Source organism: Nocardia cyriacigeorgica NBRC 100375 (assembly GCF_000308555.1).
GTDB lineage: Bacteria > Actinomycetota > Actinomycetes > Mycobacteriales > Mycobacteriaceae > Nocardia > Nocardia cyriacigeorgica.
The window spans coordinates 1-15,147 of record NZ_BAFY01000052.1 but is presented as its reverse complement, the minus strand read 5'-3'; the positions used below and the strand labels follow the sequence as shown (position 1 = coordinate 15,147).

General features: G+C 70.2%; 13 protein-coding genes. 4 read left to right on the top strand and 9 right to left on the bottom strand.

Annotated features, from left to right (window positions below; genetic code table 11):
• The first annotated feature begins 8 nt into the window (after positions 1–8).
• Positions 9–473: a tRNA (cytidine(34)-2'-O)-methyltransferase gene (locus RJ05_RS04730; RefSeq protein ID WP_036533503.1), complete on the top strand. Its 465-nt coding sequence runs from the start codon at positions 9–11 to the stop codon at positions 471–473.
• Positions 474–479: 6 nt separating this feature from the next.
• On the opposite strand, the gene RJ05_RS04725 is transcribed toward RJ05_RS04730, so the two are convergent.
• From RJ05_RS04725 to RJ05_RS04710, 4 genes are read right to left on the bottom strand one after another with little or no spacing between them, the layout of a single operon-like run.
• Positions 480–707: a DUF167 domain-containing protein gene (locus tag RJ05_RS04725; RefSeq protein WP_036533501.1), complete on the bottom strand. Its 228-nt coding sequence runs from the start codon at positions 705–707 to the stop codon at positions 480–482.
• Positions 667–1,674, bottom strand: a complete 1,008-nt coding sequence (locus RJ05_RS04720) for a DUF4349 domain-containing protein (protein ID WP_228790366.1) — start codon at positions 1,672–1,674, stop codon at positions 667–669. The genes RJ05_RS04725 and RJ05_RS04720 overlap by 41 nt, the downstream gene beginning before the upstream one ends.
• Before the next feature lie 44 nt (positions 1,675–1,718).
• Positions 1,719–5,180 carry an error-prone DNA polymerase gene (locus RJ05_RS04715; RefSeq protein ID WP_036533499.1) on the bottom strand — a complete coding sequence of 1,154 codons (3,462 nt, stop codon included), beginning with the start codon at positions 5,178–5,180 and terminating at the stop codon, positions 1,719–1,721.
• A gap of 29 nt (positions 5,181–5,209) precedes the next feature.
• On the bottom strand, positions 5,210–5,665 hold the full coding sequence (locus RJ05_RS04710) for a hypothetical protein (RefSeq protein ID WP_036533497.1): 456 nt from the start codon (positions 5,663–5,665) through the stop codon (positions 5,210–5,212).
• A 143-nt stretch (positions 5,666–5,808) separates the two neighbouring features.
• Here RJ05_RS04710 and RJ05_RS04705 point away from each other — a divergent pair, with 143 nt between their 5' ends.
• Entirely contained in the window at positions 5,809–6,783 is a 975-nt protein-coding gene (locus RJ05_RS04705; protein ID WP_036533495.1) for an SDR family NAD(P)-dependent oxidoreductase, read from the top strand.
• 37 nt (positions 6,784–6,820) lie between these two features.
• Here the strand turns inward: RJ05_RS04705 and RJ05_RS04700 are convergent, their stop codons facing one another.
• The 3 genes from RJ05_RS04700 to imuA' form a co-directional block, all read right to left on the bottom strand.
• On the bottom strand, positions 6,821–7,576 hold the full coding sequence (locus RJ05_RS04700) for an alpha/beta fold hydrolase (RefSeq protein WP_051016252.1): 756 nt from the start codon (positions 7,574–7,576) through the stop codon (positions 6,821–6,823).
• 68 nt (positions 7,577–7,644) lie between these two features.
• Positions 7,645–9,213: a DNA polymerase Y family protein gene (locus RJ05_RS04695; RefSeq protein ID WP_036533493.1), complete on the bottom strand. Its 1,569-nt coding sequence runs from the start codon at positions 9,211–9,213 to the stop codon at positions 7,645–7,647.
• 94 nt (positions 9,214–9,307) lie between these two features.
• Positions 9,308–10,060 carry a DnaE2-dependent mutagenesis accessory factor ImuA' gene (gene imuA', locus RJ05_RS04690; protein WP_036533491.1) on the bottom strand — a complete coding sequence of 251 codons (753 nt, stop codon included), beginning with the start codon at positions 10,058–10,060 and terminating at the stop codon, positions 9,308–9,310.
• A gap of 353 nt (positions 10,061–10,413) precedes the next feature.
• Between imuA' and RJ05_RS04685 the strand changes: the two genes are divergently transcribed.
• Entirely contained in the window at positions 10,414–11,541 is a 1,128-nt protein-coding gene (locus tag RJ05_RS04685) for a serine/threonine-protein kinase (RefSeq protein ID WP_036533489.1), read from the top strand.
• Positions 11,542–11,678: 137 nt separating this feature from the next.
• Here the strand turns inward: RJ05_RS04685 and RJ05_RS04680 are convergent, their stop codons facing one another.
• Together RJ05_RS04680 and RJ05_RS04675 are read right to left on the bottom strand one after the other, a co-directional pair.
• The gene (locus RJ05_RS04680) at positions 11,679–12,314 is read right to left on the bottom strand and encodes a response regulator (protein WP_036533661.1); all 636 of its coding nucleotides are present in this window, start codon (positions 12,312–12,314) and stop codon (positions 11,679–11,681) included.
• A gap of 99 nt (positions 12,315–12,413) precedes the next feature.
• Positions 12,414–13,808, bottom strand: coding sequence for a PspC domain-containing protein (locus tag RJ05_RS04675; protein WP_228790368.1), 1,395 nt, complete (start codon positions 13,806–13,808; stop codon positions 12,414–12,416).
• Positions 13,809–13,957: 149 nt separating this feature from the next.
• Between RJ05_RS04675 and RJ05_RS04670 the strand changes: the two genes are divergently transcribed.
• On the top strand, positions 13,958–15,147 hold a 1,190-nt coding region (locus RJ05_RS04670; protein WP_036533659.1), incomplete at its 3' end, for a PspC domain-containing protein.

Sequence of the window (15,147 nt, the reverse complement as noted above, 5' to 3'; positions counted from 1 at the left end):
TGTGTCTTGTGTTCCGACTGATGTTCCATGAGCCGTGCATCCCGCCCAATACCGGGAATGCGATTCGGCTGGCGGCGGGGACGGGGTGCGAGCTGCATCTGGTCGAGCCGCTCGGCTTCGATCTGTCGGAGCCGAAGTTGCGGCGAGCGGGGTTGGACTATCACGACCTCGCCTCGGTGACGGTGCATCCGGATCTGGCGGCGGCGTGGGCGGCGCTGCGGCCGGAGCGGGTGTTCGCGTTCACCACGCAGGCGAGCACGCGGTTCACCGACGTGCGGTATCAGCCGGGCGATGTGTTGCTGTTCGGCACCGAGCCGACCGGGCTGCCCGCCGAGGTGCTCGCCGATCCGCACATCACCGACCTGGTGCGGATTCCGATGCTGCCGGGGCGGCGGTCGATGAACCTGTCCAATTCGGCCGCCGTCGCGGTCTATGAGGCGTGGCGCCAGCACGGGTTTCCCGACGCGGTGTGAGGTCGTTCAAGCGTCGATCTCGAAGCGTTTGAAGCGCGAGGTAGCGCCGGCAGCGAGGCGGACCGCGCTCTTGGGCACACCGAAATGCGCGGCGAGCAGCTCGATCGCGGCCTTGTTCGCCTTGCCTTCGACGGCGGGCGCGCGGACGTAGAGCCGCAGGGTGCCGTCGTCGAGGATTTCGACCAGCGGGCCCTTACGGCTGTTCGGTGTGATCGTCGCCCGAACGGTCGGCACGCGATTCTCCCGTTGCGCCAGTGTCTTTGCCTGCCTCGACGGGCTTCCCGGCAGCCGACGGCATCGCCCGCGTCTCGGGGGCGGTAGAGGCGGCGGCCTTTGCGCGGCGGGGCCGGCGGGCGAGCCGCACGATCACCCAGACAACCGCGCCGATGACGACGAGGAAACCGATCCACGGTACGGCCTTGCCGAGGAAGACCACCGCGTCCTTCAACCAATCGACCAGCGAGTCCCATCCGGCGACGATGCCGTCCCAGAAGTTGGTCGGCCCTTCCTCGGGTTCGGTACGGGTACTGGAGATTTCGATGGTCAACGTCGACAACGCGATCTGATCGTCGAGCAGGCGTTTCTGCCCCGTGAGACTGTCGAGTTCGGCCTGGCGGCTCGACAGCGCCTGTTCGGCGGCGAGCAGATCGGCGGTGTTGGTGGCCTCGGCCATCAGCACACGCAGCCGGTCGACAGAGGCTTGTAAGGCCTTGATCCTGGCGTCGAGGTCCTGCCACTGCATCGTGACGTCGTCGCGGTTGGTGCTCACCTCGGTGACGTCGCCGATATCGCCGAGCCCGGCGACGAAGTCGTCGGTGTGCTCGGCCGGGATCCGGACGGTGAGCCGGGCGCTGGGGACGTTGTCGTCGGTGCCTGGGCGTTCGGTGCGACTGTCGACGCGGCCCCGCAACGCGGTGACCTGCGCTGTCACCTTGCCCGCCGCGTCGATGGGATCGGCGGAGACGAGTTCGACCTGCCCGGTGATCACTTCCTTGCGGTCGGCGTTCACCTCCCCGCCGGTGTCCTGCTCCCGGGCCGGGGCCTGTTCGCGGAAGCCCGGTGTCGCGGCGGGCCCGGGCATGTCGGCGACGGTGGGCGTGTGGCCGCCGGCGGCCGACTCGCCGTCGTCGTCATCGCCGCAGCCGCCGACGAGCAGGGCCAGGCCGAGCAGGGCGATCAACAACACCGCGAGCTTGCGCATGGACGCAGCGTAGCGGCTTGTCTTGGGCTCGACACGCTTCTCGTTCACCGGAAGTCGCGGGACTTGGCCGCCATCCGCAGATCCAGCTGCCGCAACTGTTCGGCGTACACACTCACCGCGCCCTCGGCGTTCTGGATCCGGCCGCGAATGATCAACGCCCGTGCGGTCTGCGCGAGTCTGCGATAGCGGGTCCACAGGCCGACCGAGCAGACGATATTGACCATGCCGGTTTCGTCTTCCAGGTTCAGGAAGGTGACACCGGCGGCGGTGGCCGGGCGCTGCCGGTGGGTGACGGCGCCGCCGACCAGCACCCGGGAACCGTCGGGCACCGACAGCAGCCGGTCGGCCGGAATCACGCCCATCGCGTCGAGTTCGGCGCGCAGGAATTCGGTGGGATAGCTCTCGGGCGAGATACCGGTGGCCCAGACGTCGGCAGCGGCCAGTTCCAGCGCGCTCATTCCGGGTAGCGAGGGGGCGGTGGTGGCGGCGACCATGCCGGGTAAGCGATCCGGCCGTTCACCGGCCGCTGCGCCTGCCGCCCACAGCGCCGTGCGCCGCAGGTTGCTGCGCTCGCCGGGCAGCGCGGTGTCCGGCGTCGGCTTCTGGGCCGCCGGGGTCCCCGGCGGCCGAGCCGGTGCCGTCGATGCCCGGGTCGGTGTCGCGGTGGTGATGCTGTTCAGCGCGCCCGCCGTCGCCAGCGACTCCGCCTGGCGGACAGTGAGTTCCACGCGGCCGGTCAGGTCGAGCAGCGAGGTATAAGGGCCGCTCTCCTCGCGGGCGGCGACGATCTTCTCGGCGAGCTCGTCACCGATATAGCGGACCGCCGCCAACCCGAGCCGCACCTGGGTGCCGCGCTGTTCGAGGGTGGGTTCGGCGCGGCTGGCGTTGATATCGGGCCCGTGCACCACCACGCCGTGCCTGCGCGCGTCGGCCACCAGCGACTGCGGCGAGTAGAAGCCCATCGGCTGGGCGCGTAGCAGACCGGCGCAGAAGGCGGCCGGGTGATGCAGCTTGAACCACGCCGAATAGAACACCAGCGCGGCGAAACTCTGCGAATGGCTTTCCGGGAATCCGAAATTCGCGAAGGCGTACAGCTTTTCGTAGATGCGGTCGGCGACCTCACCGGTGATGCCGTGCAGGTCGCGCATGCCCTGATAGAGCCGCGCCTTGAGCCGCTCCATCCGTTCGGGTGAGCGTTTGGACCCCATGGCGCGACGCAATTGATCGGCTTCGGCCGCGGTGAAACCGGCGACGTCGACGGCTATCTGCATGAGCTGTTCCTGGAACAGCGGCACACCATAGGTACGTTCCAGAGTCTTTTTCAGCGAGGGGTGGTCGTAATCCCACTTCTCCTGCTTGTTGCGGCGGCGAATATACGGGTGCACCGAACCGCCCTGGATCGGGCCGGGCCGAATCAGCGCCACCTCGACCACCAGGTCGTAGAACTCACGCGGTTTCAGCCGGGGCAGCGTCGCCATCTGGGCCCGCGACTCCACCTGGAACACCCCGATCGAATCGGCCTTCGACAGCATCTCGTACACGGCGGTTTCGGCCAGGTCGAGTTTGTGCAGCTCGACGGTGACGCCTTCGTGTTCACGCACCAGATCGATCATGTAGTGCAACGCCGAGAGCATGCCGAGGCCGAGCAGATCGAATTTCACCAGCCCGGCGGCGGCGCAATCGTCCTTGTCCCACTGCAATACGCTGCGGCCGGGCATACGCGCCCATTCCACCGGGCAGACGTCGGCAATGGGGCGATCGCAGATCACCATGCCACCGGAATGGATACCGAGATGACGGGGCAGTCCTTCGATGTCGGCCGCCAGTTCCAGCACCTTGTCCGGGATATCGGTGCCGGTTTCGGCGCCGACGCCTGTCCAGCGGCTGACCTGTTTGCTCCACGCGTCCTGCTGACCGGTCGAGAAACCGAGCGCGCGGGCGGCGTCGCGGACCGCCGATTTGCCGCGATAGGTGATCACATTCGCCACCTGGGCGGCGTATTCACGGCCGTAGGCGTTGTAGACGTGCTGAATCGCCTCCTCGCGGCGATCGGATTCGATATCGATGTCGATATCGGGCGGCCCGTCGCGCGCGGGCGAGAGGAACCGTTCGAACAGCAGGTTGTTGCGTACCGGATCGACATTGGTGATGCCGATGGCGTAGCAGACCGCGGAATTGGCCGCCGATCCCCGGCCCTGGCACAGGATGCCGTTGTTCTTGCAGAACATGACGATGTCGTGCACCACCAGGAAGTAACCGGGGAACTTCATGCCGGTGATCACCGCGAGCTCGTGCTCGATCTGGCGGTAGGCGGCGGGATTCTCCTGCGGCGTCCCGTAGCGTTCGGCGGCCCCCTTCAACGTGAGATGCCGCAGCCAGGAGTTCTCGTCGTGGCCCTCCGGCACCGGGAACGGCGGCAGCTCCGCCGCGATCAACTTCAGGTCGAAGGCGCATTCGCGGGCGAGGGCGACGGCGTTGGCGATGGCCTGTGGGCAGTCGGCGAACAACCGCGCCATCTCCGCCCCCGAACGCAGATGCGCGCCGCCGGTGGGGGCCAGCCAGCCGGCCATCTCGTCGAGACTGCCCCTGGACCGGATCGCGGCCAGCGCCATGGCGCGATGCCGTTGCGCCGGGGAGGCGAAATGCGCGCCGGTGGTGGCGACGACGGGTAGCCCGAGCCGATCGGCCAGCGCGATCAGGTGAGCGTTGCGTTCATCGTCGGCGGGCAGGCCGTGATGGGTGAGCTCCACGCTCACCCGTTCGGCACCGAAGCGTTCGACCAGATCGCGCAACGCCGCCTCGGCGCGCACCGGCGGCCCACCCGTGCGCAGATCCTGTTCCAGCGCTTGGCGTAGCTGCCCCTTGCGGCATCCGGTCAGGATCTGCCAGTGCCCGCCCGCCGCCGCGGTGAGGGCATCGAGGTCGTAGCGCAGAATCCCCTTCTCCCCCGCGGCCATATGCGCCGCCGCGATCTCCCGCGACAGCCGCCGATATCCCTCCTGCCCCCTGGCCAGCACCAGCAGATGCGTTCCCGGTGGATCGGGTTCCCCTGTGCGCGGCGCGGAGTCGGGCGAACCCGCCACCGACGGTGCGGGAGAAGAGCCGGTATGCGTCGCGGTGAGGGTCAATTCGGCGCCGTAGACGGTGGCGAGACCCCATTCCCGTGCCGCTTCGTAGAAGCGGACCACGCCGTAGAACCCGTTGTGGTCGGTGAGGGCGATGGCCTCCAGGCCGAGCCGGGCCGCCTCCTCGACCAGCTCCTCCGGATGGCTCGCGCCGTCGAGGAAGCTGTAGGCCGAATGCGCGTGCAGTTCGGCGTAGGGCACCACCGGGCCGAGGGGGCGGAAGTCACCGCCGTCGGCGAGATATTCACCGCGTTTACGCGACCACGCCGGGCTGTCGCCGCCGTCGCCCGGGTACATCGACTCCGGGTCGTGCCTGCCCGGCCGACCGGACAGCACCCGCTCCAGCTCCGACCAACTCGGTGGCCCGTTACTCCAGCCCATGGCGTGGCCTCCACCTCACCGGATGCCGGTCAGCTCGCCTTGAGCCGCTCGGTGGAGCCGGCGTCTAGCGCGCCTGCCACATGGTCGAGCCCGGTGCGGATCACTTGGCCGTAGGCATCGTTGGCGAGGACCTCGAGGTGCCCTTTGGCCAGCGCCAATTGCATACGGGCGGAATCGAAATCGCCGACGCGGCGGTGACTGTCGGCCAGGTTCAGATACAGCGAGGGCAGGAAACCGCGCATGCCCTCATCGAGCGGGCTGCCCGGCGCGAACACCGCCGCGAGCGCTCGCTGATCCCACAGCAGCGCCTCCTCGGCCGTATCCACCACATCGGCCAGATGGTGGGCGATCACGCAGCGGTGCAGCGGATCCCCGTGTTCGCCGATCTCCTCCCACAGCCTGTGTAGCGCGCTTCGCGCTGCCTGCTGATCAACACCGCCGAGCCGCACCGCGGCATAGATATCCGCCATCCGATCGTCCGTCATGGGCTCAGTATCGCACATATGTTCGAACAATTTCGAGTGTTCGAATCCGCGGCGCCGATGTTCTTCAGCTGTGACGTAAACCACTTGGCAGTGAACTTACTTGAGAGTAAGTTCGGTGCCGACAGACCTGCAAAGGAGCAGCGATGACCTCAGCCGACGACGCCGCCCGTGAGAAGATCCGGCGCAATCAGCGCAACCGCGACCTCACCGGCCGCCATGTCGTGATCACCGGCGCCTCCTCCGGCATCGGCCGGGCCGCCGCCATCGCCGTCGCCGACAAGGGCGCGGTGGTGTTGCTGCTGGCCCGCCGTGGCGAGGAGCTCGCGGCCGTGGTCGAAGAGATCCGCGCGGCCGGGGGCAGCGCGTACGGATACCAATGCGACGTCACCGATTCCGAATCGGTGGATCAGGCGGTCAAGGCGATCCTCGACGAGCACGGATACGTCGACATGCTGGTGAACAACGCCGGCCGTTCCATCCGGCGTGCCATCCACCGCTCCACCGACCGGCTGCACGATTTCGAACGCACCATGGCCGTCAACTACTTCGGCGCCCTGCGGATGACGCTGGCACTGCTGCCGCAGATGCGGGAGCGCAAGTTCGGTCACATCGTCAACATCAGCAGCGCGGGCGTGCAGGTCGCCACGCCCCGTTTCGCGGCCTATCTGGCCAGCAAGGCGGCGCTGGACAAGTTCACCGAGGTGGCCGCGGTGGAGACGCTGGCCGACGGGGTCACCTTCACCACCATCCACATGCCGCTGGTGCGCACCCCGATGATCGCCCCGAGCGGTAATCAGGGCCCGTCCGAATCGCCGGAATGGGCCGCTGCCACCATCGTTCGCGCACTCAGCGAACGCCCCAAACGGATCGACGTCCCCCTCGGCACCCTCGCCGAATACGGCGGCATCATCACCCCCAAACTGCGCGACCGCATCCTGCACCGCTACTACCGCGCACTGCCCGACTCCCCCGCGGCCCGCGGCGAACAGGACGACACCGCCGAGCCCGCCGCCACCCTCGCCCCGCCGCATGAACCCCGCCCCCGCTCGGCGGCCCGCAAGGCCACCGGCGCCGCCCTGCGCCGTGCCGCGCGCTGGGTCCCCGGCACGCATTGGTGAACCCTGCGCCGGAAGCTCACGGCGACCGGCCGACGGATCAGTGGCCGAGGAAAGGCAGTACGGCGGCGGCGAATTCGCGATAGCGATCGCGGTGGATACTGTGCCCGCAGGTGAAGGCGGTGACCGAGCAGTCGGGGATCGAGGTGCGCATGACCTCGAGTTTCTCCGGATCGACCATGCCGCCCGGCCCGCCGCGCAGCACCAGCGTCGGCGCGCTGATCTCGGTGAGCCGCTCCCACCATTCCGGATGCGGTTTGCGGAACTGTTCGAGCGCGGTGCGCGTCATCGACCGGTCGAAGGCCAGCACGGCGCGCGGGTGACGCACCAGGCTGGAGGTGGCGTGCCACAGTTCGGGCAGGGACGGCAACCGGCGGGTGAGCGTCAGTTCTTCGGTACCGGAACGCAGCGGCAGCGGGCATTCCTCCATGACCAGGCGGCGCACCAGGCTCGGCCGTTCCTGCGCCACACAGGACACCGCGTAGCCGCCGAGCGAATGCCCGACCAGGTCCACCCGGTCCAGGCCCAGGTGATCGCACAAGCGCAGCACGTCGGCGCCGAACTCGCCGAACAGATACGACTCGCTGTGCGCGCTGCGGCCGTGGCCACGCAGATCGGGGATGATGACGCGGCGACCGGCCCGCACGAGGTCACGGGCGAACCGGTCCCAGGTGTGGCCGTCGCCGCCCATGCCGTGCACGAGCACCACCGGGACGTCGTCGACGGCGACCGCCCCGGAGTCCCGGTAGGCGATCAGCACGTCGCCGAGCGCGACCCTGGCCGTCGTCAAATCCACGATTGTCGAGAGTACCGGCGATCACCTGGGCGAAGTCGATGATCTGGCACACACGGGCAGGCCGGCGCTCATTCGTAGAGCCCTTCCACATGCCAGCGGCCCTCGCGGGTGATGAGCAGCAGACTGTGCGGGCCGGGTAGTTCGACCTGCACGCGGGCGGTGGGCGCGGAGCCGGTGGACCACCAGAGCTCGTCCATCGGCCACGGGCCGGCCCACGCGGTCAGCTCCCACTGCTTGCCGCCCCAGCGCAAACGCGCGGGAGTCGCGCTGAACAGCCCGCGCTCGGTGACGTGCACCGGGGCACCGCCCGCCGATTCCAGCTCGACCCGGGGCCGGTTCATCATGAGCACCGCGGGCGCCGGTTCGGGCAGCCTGCCCGGCCACGGCAGCGCGGGGTCGGCGGCGGGCACCTGTTCGTCGCCGAGCGCGACCATGGTGATCCGTTCCGCGGGGCCACGCCCGCCGCTGAGCACCCCGACCTGCACCGCCGCACCGCCGAGCAGACCCTGCACCCGGACCAGGGCGCGCATCGCCCGTGCGTCGGTGCCGCCGGCGTCGCCCCACAGGCCGAGCTGAAGCGCGGCGGCCGGGATCACTTCGACCGGTTCCAGCCGCAGCAGGGTGATCGCGGCGGTGGGCCCGCCGGAACCACCGGTGTCGCGGTGGGTGAGCCAGCCGTCCAGCTGCCAGCGCACCCGGTCCGCGACGCCGTCGGCAGTCAGCGGTTCGGCGCAGCGCCAGACACGGGTGAGCTGCTCCCCCGCGGCGGTCTCGGCGGAGACCGCGAGCCTGGTGCAGGCCACCGCCGCGGCCGAGAGCGCGGCGTGGGCGCGGGTGGCGAGCATGCGCCCGGCGAAGGCGGCGGCGTCGACGCGGTCGATCGGCGGATCGCAGTGCAACTCCACTGCCAGATCGCGCGGCGGGGTGCGCGCGGACGGCGGACGTTCGGGCAGGGCGCGGGCGCAGCGGTGCGCCGCGATCGCGTCGGCGCCGAACCGGGAGCCGACCTGGGCCGCGGTGAGCGCGGCGAAATCGCCGACGCGGCGCAGCCCGAGCCGGTGCAGCAGATCCACCAGCTCGACCCGTTCGGGTGCGGCCAGCGCCGGTTCGACGGCCAGCTCACCGATCGGCAGCGGCGCCAGGAAATCCGCGCCGGCGCCCGGCGCCACGATGGTGTCGCGACGTGCGGCGAGCACCGCGGTGGACACCTCGTCGGCGATCCCGATCTGGGCCTCGGCGCCGGCCGCGGCCACCACATCGACGAGTCGTTCGGCCGCCGCCTCCTCGGAGCCGAAGAACCGGGCCGCGCCGCGCACGCCGAGGACCAGCAGTCCCGGCCGCAGTACCTCCACTCCGGGGACCGCGGCGTCGACCGCGGCCACCACCGGCTCGAACAACCGCGCGTCCCGATCCGGATCGGCCTTGGCGATGTAGAGCTCGGGACAACGGGCCTGTGCCTCCCGCCGACGCAGCCCGCGCCGCACCCCATCGGCCCGCGCGGTCGCCGAACACGCCACCACCTTGTTGGCCGACAACACCGCGACCGGCCGGCTGGCGGGCACCTTCCCCAGTGCCGCCGCCGCGACCGCGGGCCAATCCGGGCACCACACCGCGAGGACCCGGGCGGGGCGGGTCATGGTGGATCACCGTCGCGGGCCGCGTGCTCTTTCCGCGACTCCGCCGCCGAAGTCCTGCGCGGCATCCAGCTGCGCGCGGCCCGTCCGGCGGCCCTCATGAGGCGGCGTCCCGGACATCGCTGGGTTCGCCTGTAGCCGCGAGGGTTTCGCGGGGCATCCATTCCATCCGGCCCTCGTGCTGCCGCAGCGTGATACCGCCGGTGCGCGGCGCCGAGGACCGGCCCGCCACCTCGACGTCGAGGGAGATCGAATCGAGCCTGCCGCGGCCGAGGCCGAGCCCGGTATAGGCCGCCACCCGGGTGCCGAGCCGCAGCGACGGGGCGGGCCAGCGCCCGCCGGTGACGACCAGGACGGCGCCCTTGTTCCTGGCCCGCGCGGCGATGACCTTGGCCCGGGCCGGGGCGACGGCGACGCCGCCGAGGTCGAGCAGGACCAGATCGAGGCCGTCGAGCAACACCGCGGCCACCTCCAGCGCATCCGGGCCAGGATCGGCGACGACGGCGATGCGCCCGAGCTGCGCCCCCATCTCCGCCGCCGCGAGCAAGCCGAGTTTCGGCATACCAACCACCGCCGCATGCCCGCCGCCGGCGGTGACCGCGGCCAGCAGACCCGCCAGCAGCGACCCCGCGCCCGCATACGCCACCACCGACCCCGTGATCAGACCACCGTCGGGCAGGAGCTCGGCCAGCGCCGGCGGTACGGGCAGCGTTTGCCTGCGTACCTCCTCCGAGGTGGGCAATCGGGCGGCAGCGGATTCGCCGCGCCCCGGCACCGCCGCGATCTTGCGCCGCAGCTCCGCCAGCTCCTGCGCCGTCGCACGCCCCGGTTCCCGCGAATCCGAACCCATCACTCACCTACCTCCACGGGGACTGCTGCTCCGGCCGACTGGGCCGGAACCCGTCCGACGCACCGCCCGGGCTCGGCCGATCCGGCTCCGACCGGTCCGGCCAACCTCACGCCACGCGCACCTCGCGGCGCCCATCCGCCGAAGCAACCCGGTTCCTCGACGGTTCAGCACCGATCCAGCTATCGATCTGTCTCGAATATACGTTCGAATGCCGTCGAGTAGAAACCCGCCCCTGAGATCTGTCGAGCGCGCACCGCGGCCGCTCGGCCGGCGGCCGCCGTGACCACCGTCACGACCGCGAACTCCCGGTCCGAATCCGGCCAGCTACCACGGAATTCGGCTAGTCTCGCACCATGATCGATCGTCCCCGTCCCATCGTCGGCCCGGACTATCTGGTGGCCGGCCGCTACCGCCTGCAATCGAAACTCGGTGGCGGCGGTATGGGCGCGGTCTGGCTCGCGACCGATCGGCTGCTGAACCGCGACGTCGCCATCAAGCAGGTGCTGTCCACCGCCGGGCTCGACGAGGACGAGGCGAACCGGATCCGCGAGCAGATCATCCATGAGGGCCGGGTCGCGGCCAAGCTCTCCCATGAACATGCCATCGCGGTCTACGACGTGGTGCTCGAGGCCGGTGAGCCCTGGCTGGTGATGGAGCATCTACCCTCGCGCAGCGTGGCCAAGGCGCTCGGACTGTTCGATACGCTGCCGCCGATCGAGGTCGCGCAGATCGGCGCCCAGGTCGCCGACGCGCTGGCCGCCGCACATGCCGTCGGCATCGTGCACCGCGACATCAAACCGGGCAATATCCTCGTCGCCGACCGCGGGCCCGGCGTCGGCATGGCCAAGCTCAGCGACTTCGGCATCTCACGCGGTTCGGGCGAGGCCGCCGACGAACCCGACGGCGTCATCACCGGCACCCCCGCTTACCTGCCGCCGGAGGTGGCCCGCGGCGCCCGCCCGACCGAGGCCAGCGACGTGTTCTCCCTCGGCGCCACCCTCTACACCGCCATCGAGGGCCAGCCGCCGTTCGGCTTCGACGACGACAGCGACGCCATCGTCGAGCGCGCGGCCATGGCGCAGATCATCCCGCCCAGCCGCAGCGGTGTGCTCACCCAGGCGCTGCTGCACATGATGGAACCGGCGCCGCAGCGTCGCCCGACCATGGCCGAGGCCAGGGACGAAATCCTCACCGCTGCCTTCGGTCCCGGCACCGCGCCCTACATCATCGGCGCTCCGGTGCGCACCGAGGACGGCACCATCCCGGCATGGGCGGCCCGCAATTCGGCGTCGGGCCTGCGCAGCCCGCTGTCCACCCCGCTGCCGCGCCGCACCCAGCCCGCGCCCGCCCCCGTCGCCCCCGCTCAACCACAGCTCGGCGCCAAGAAGCTGCCGCAGTCGAGCAACGCGCCGCTGGCCATCGCGATCGGCATGCTGATCGGGTTGGTCATCATCATCGCCGTCATCGTCGCGCTGCTGTAGTCGCCACCGCCCCCGAGCCCTATCAAGGGCAACGGCGGGTCACACATCATCTTTCGAGCGAAGCGAGACCGAGCCCCCAAGTTCGCGGCCCGTCTCGCCAGGGGCCGCGAACCCGCGACGCCGCAGGCGGCGCAAAACTAATCGATCCGCCTGCGGTGCGCCCAGCGGGTCAGCGCGTTGCGGTTGGACTGCTGGGTTTTGCGCAGCACGTTGGAGGCGTGGGTCTCCACGGTTTTCACCGAGATGAACAGGGTTTCGGCGATTTCGCGGTAGGTGTAGCCGCGCGCGAGCAGCCGCAGCACCTCCAGCTCACGCGGGGTCAGCGAATCCAGTTCCGGATCCAGCGGCGGTTCCGGCACCGGAGATTTCCCGGTGAACGAATCGAGCACGAAACCGGCCAGCCGTGGACTGAACACCGCGTCGCCGCCCGCGACCCGGCGGATGCCGTCGGCCAGTTCGGCACCGGAGATGGTCTTGGTGACGTAGCCACGCGCCCCCGCCCGGATCACCGCGATGACGTCCTCCGCGGCATCGGACACGCTCAGCGCCAGGCATACCGGACCGTCCTCGATCCCGGACAGCACCGCGACACCGCCGCCGTCGGGCATGTGTACGTCCAGTAGCACCACATCGGGGCGGGTGCTGTTGATCCCGGCGACGGCCTCGGCCACCCCACCGGCCTCGCCGACCACCTCCATATCGGTTTCCCGGCTCAACTCCGCTCGCACCCCGGAACGGAACACGGCGTGATCGTCGACGAGAAAGACCTTCACCGCCACCTACTTCTCCTTCACCGGACAGCCCTATCCGCCGTCACCACTGCGTCCCGGTCGCCCGCGACAGTTCCATCGGTACCACACCGGAGGCAGCGGTCAGCGCTGCTCGGCGCGAACCGCGGACCCGCTCGGCCGGGTCAGCGGCTGCTCGACAACCACATCGGCGGTGTCGTCCGCCCGAGTTCCGGCGCCGGCTTCCTCCTCGGTCCCGGAGTCGGTCTCGGCCCCGGAATCGGTGCGCGGCATGATGATCCGCACCTCCGTGCCGCGCCCCGGGCTGGACACGATCTCCACCTGTCCGCCGCGCCGCTCCACCCGGCCGCGAATGGATTTGGCCAGCCCCTGACGATCCGAGGGCACCGCGTCCACATCGAAGCCGACTCCGCGATCGCGCACGAACACGCTCACCTGGTGGGGTTCGGTCTCGGCGAACAGATCGATGACGGGCACGTCCGCGTGTTTGGCGGCATTCACCAGCGCCTCCCGCGCCGCGCCGAGCACCGCGGTGAAATGTTCCTTGGGCAGGCCGGACCCGGTGTCGGCGAGATCCATCGATACGTCGCCGACGGTCACCGGCGTCACCTTCACCCCGTGCTGGTCTTCCACCTCACCGGCAATGGTGCGCAGCGCCACGGCCAGACTCGAGTGGGCGGGCGCGGTGTCCTCGAACAACCACCGGCGCAGTTCGCGTTCCTGGCTGCGCGCCAACCGCACCACCTCGTGCGGGTCGTCGGCCTGACGCTGGATCAGCGCGAGCGTCTGCAATACCGAATCGTGCAGATGGGAGGCGATCTCCTCGCGTTCCTCGTTGCGGATGCGGGCGGCGCGTTCGGCGTTCAACGCCCGCATCATCCGCAGCCACAGCGGCACCGACAGCAGCCCGGCCCCGAGCAGCGTGACCGCGACCGCCAACAGCGCCGAGCCGAGCGATCCGATATCGATACCGGCCAGCACCACCACCGCCAGCCCCGCCACGATCAAGGTGATACCGGCGACGATGCGTGACCACGTCACCATCGACGGCTTCGCAGGCAGGCCGAGCAGCGACCGCGGTCCGTCCGCGTCGTATTCGCGCCACACCAGCGCCGCGCCCACCGCGACCGCGATCAACGGGACGATGATCCGTGCCGCCGTCCCGCTGAACAGCGCCGACATCGCCACCGACAACCCGAACCCGAGCAGCGCGAGCCCGATGGCCTGGCGCCGCTCCTGGCCGGACGGCCGCACATCGTCGGCGCCGCCAGGGGTGAAGATCCACAACATCGCATACGCGACGATCCCCGCCCCCGCCAGCGCGGACAGCAACACGAACGCCATCCGCACCTTGAACACGTCGACCCCGAGATGATCGGCGATCCCGCCGGCCACTCCGCCGACGATCCGCCCACCCGAGCGCCGCACCAACCGCCCCTGCGCCTGCTCCCCGGGCTCGGCCACCCCGCGAGCAGCATCGAACCCACGCGCGTCGAACGCCGGAACAGACGGATACATACCCCCGATACTGGCACGCGTCACCGACACCCAGCCATCGGGAAACACCCTGAGATCGCCGGTATCGATCCGGAGTCCGTGCGGTTCAGGAGGATTTTCAGGGTGAACCCCGATGCGCGGGAGGTGAGGTGGGGCCGATGCTGAATGGCATGACCAAGACGAGCTTCGGTGAGCAGCTTCAGCAGATGTGGCGGACGCGGCCGGTGCGGTTGCCGCGGCGCGGGCCGATCGCGGGCGTGGCCGCCGGGTTCGGGCAGCGCTACCACGTCGATCCGGTGCTGGTGCGGGTGGCGTTCGTGGTGTCGACGATCTTCGGCGGGGCCGGGATCGTGCTGTATCTGCTGGCCTGGCTGCTGTGCAGCGCGGAAGGCGACGAGACCTCGGCGGCCGAGTCGCTGGTCGGCAAGGGGCACAGCTCCCAGTCGCAGACCAAGACCATCGTGTTGATCGTGGCGCTGGCCATCGCGGTGAGCGCGGTCGGGCCGATCGGCGTCGGGCTCGGCGGGTCCGGCGTGATCGGGCTGGCGTTCATGCTGGCGGGCTGGTGGATGCTGTACCTGCGCACCCCGCAGCCGCCCGTCCCCGAATTCGGCGACCGGCTCACCGGTACCGGGTACCCGGGTACTGCCTTCCCGCAGACGGCTCCGCTGTGGACCGGCGCTCCCCCGTTCCCGACACCTACCTACGGCCCGTACACGCCGTACACGAAACTGCCGGATCAGTACGTCCCGGACCAGCCGGTGGTGCTCGACAAGGCCGCTGATGCGCCCCGGGCTGCGCAGCCCGAGGAGAACCGGACCGACGTGCTGAATACCGATCGCCCCACCGAGGTCCTCGCGAGCACACAGACCACCGAGGTCCTCCACACCGGCGATGCCACTCCGGCCACGGGAGCCCACACACCGAACGATGCCACCGCATCGCCGGATGACGAGCCCGGCTCCACCGGTTCTGCCGCTGCCGGACCGGTCGAACCGGCGAAACCGCAGCTCACCAAGGCCGTGCAGCCGGGTCCGAGCACCCTGCACACCGCAGGCGTGACCCCGCCGTCCTGGGATCCGCTCGGTGTGGCACCGCTGGCCTGGGACCTGCCCGAGCCTTCGCCCGCGCGCACCGTGGTCGCGCCGGAGCCGAAGAAGCCGCGTTCCCGCCTCACACCGGTGGTGCTCGGCCTGGCGATACTCGCCGCGGCGGGCGCGGGCGCGGCGGCCGCGTCCGGAGTGGAGTGGATGACGCCGGGCCGGATCGCCGCGGTCGCGCTCGGCGTGATCGGTCTCGGCCTGATCCTCGGTGCGTTCCTGCGCCGTGGCTACGGATTGCTGGTGGTGACCGCGCCACT

What these genes read in the sequence shown, in the direction of transcription:
- imuA' (WP_036533491.1), bottom strand. Translation starts at nt 10,060, where the DNA reads ATGGGTTCGGATTCGCGGGAACCGGGGCGTGCGACGGCGCAGGAGCTG.
- RJ05_RS04715 (WP_036533499.1), bottom strand. Translation starts at nt 5,180, where the DNA reads ATGGGCTGGAGTAACGGGCCACCGAGTTGGTCGGAGCTGGAGCGGGTG.
- RJ05_RS04675 (WP_228790368.1), bottom strand. Translation starts at nt 13,808, where the DNA reads ATGTATCCGTCTGTTCCGGCGTTCGACGCGCGTGGGTTCGATGCTGCT.
- RJ05_RS04685 (WP_036533489.1), top strand. Translation starts at nt 10,414, where the DNA reads ATGATCGATCGTCCCCGTCCCATCGTCGGCCCGGACTATCTGGTGGCC.
- RJ05_RS04705 (WP_036533495.1), top strand. Translation starts at nt 5,809, where the DNA reads ATGACCTCAGCCGACGACGCCGCCCGTGAGAAGATCCGGCGCAATCAG.
- RJ05_RS04720 (WP_228790366.1), bottom strand. Translation starts at nt 1,674, where the DNA reads ATGCGCAAGCTCGCGGTGTTGTTGATCGCCCTGCTCGGCCTGGCCCTG.
- RJ05_RS04710 (WP_036533497.1), bottom strand. Translation starts at nt 5,665, where the DNA reads ATGACGGACGATCGGATGGCGGATATCTATGCCGCGGTGCGGCTCGGC.
- RJ05_RS04695 (WP_036533493.1), bottom strand. Translation starts at nt 9,213, where the DNA reads ATGACCCGCCCCGCCCGGGTCCTCGCGGTGTGGTGCCCGGATTGGCCC.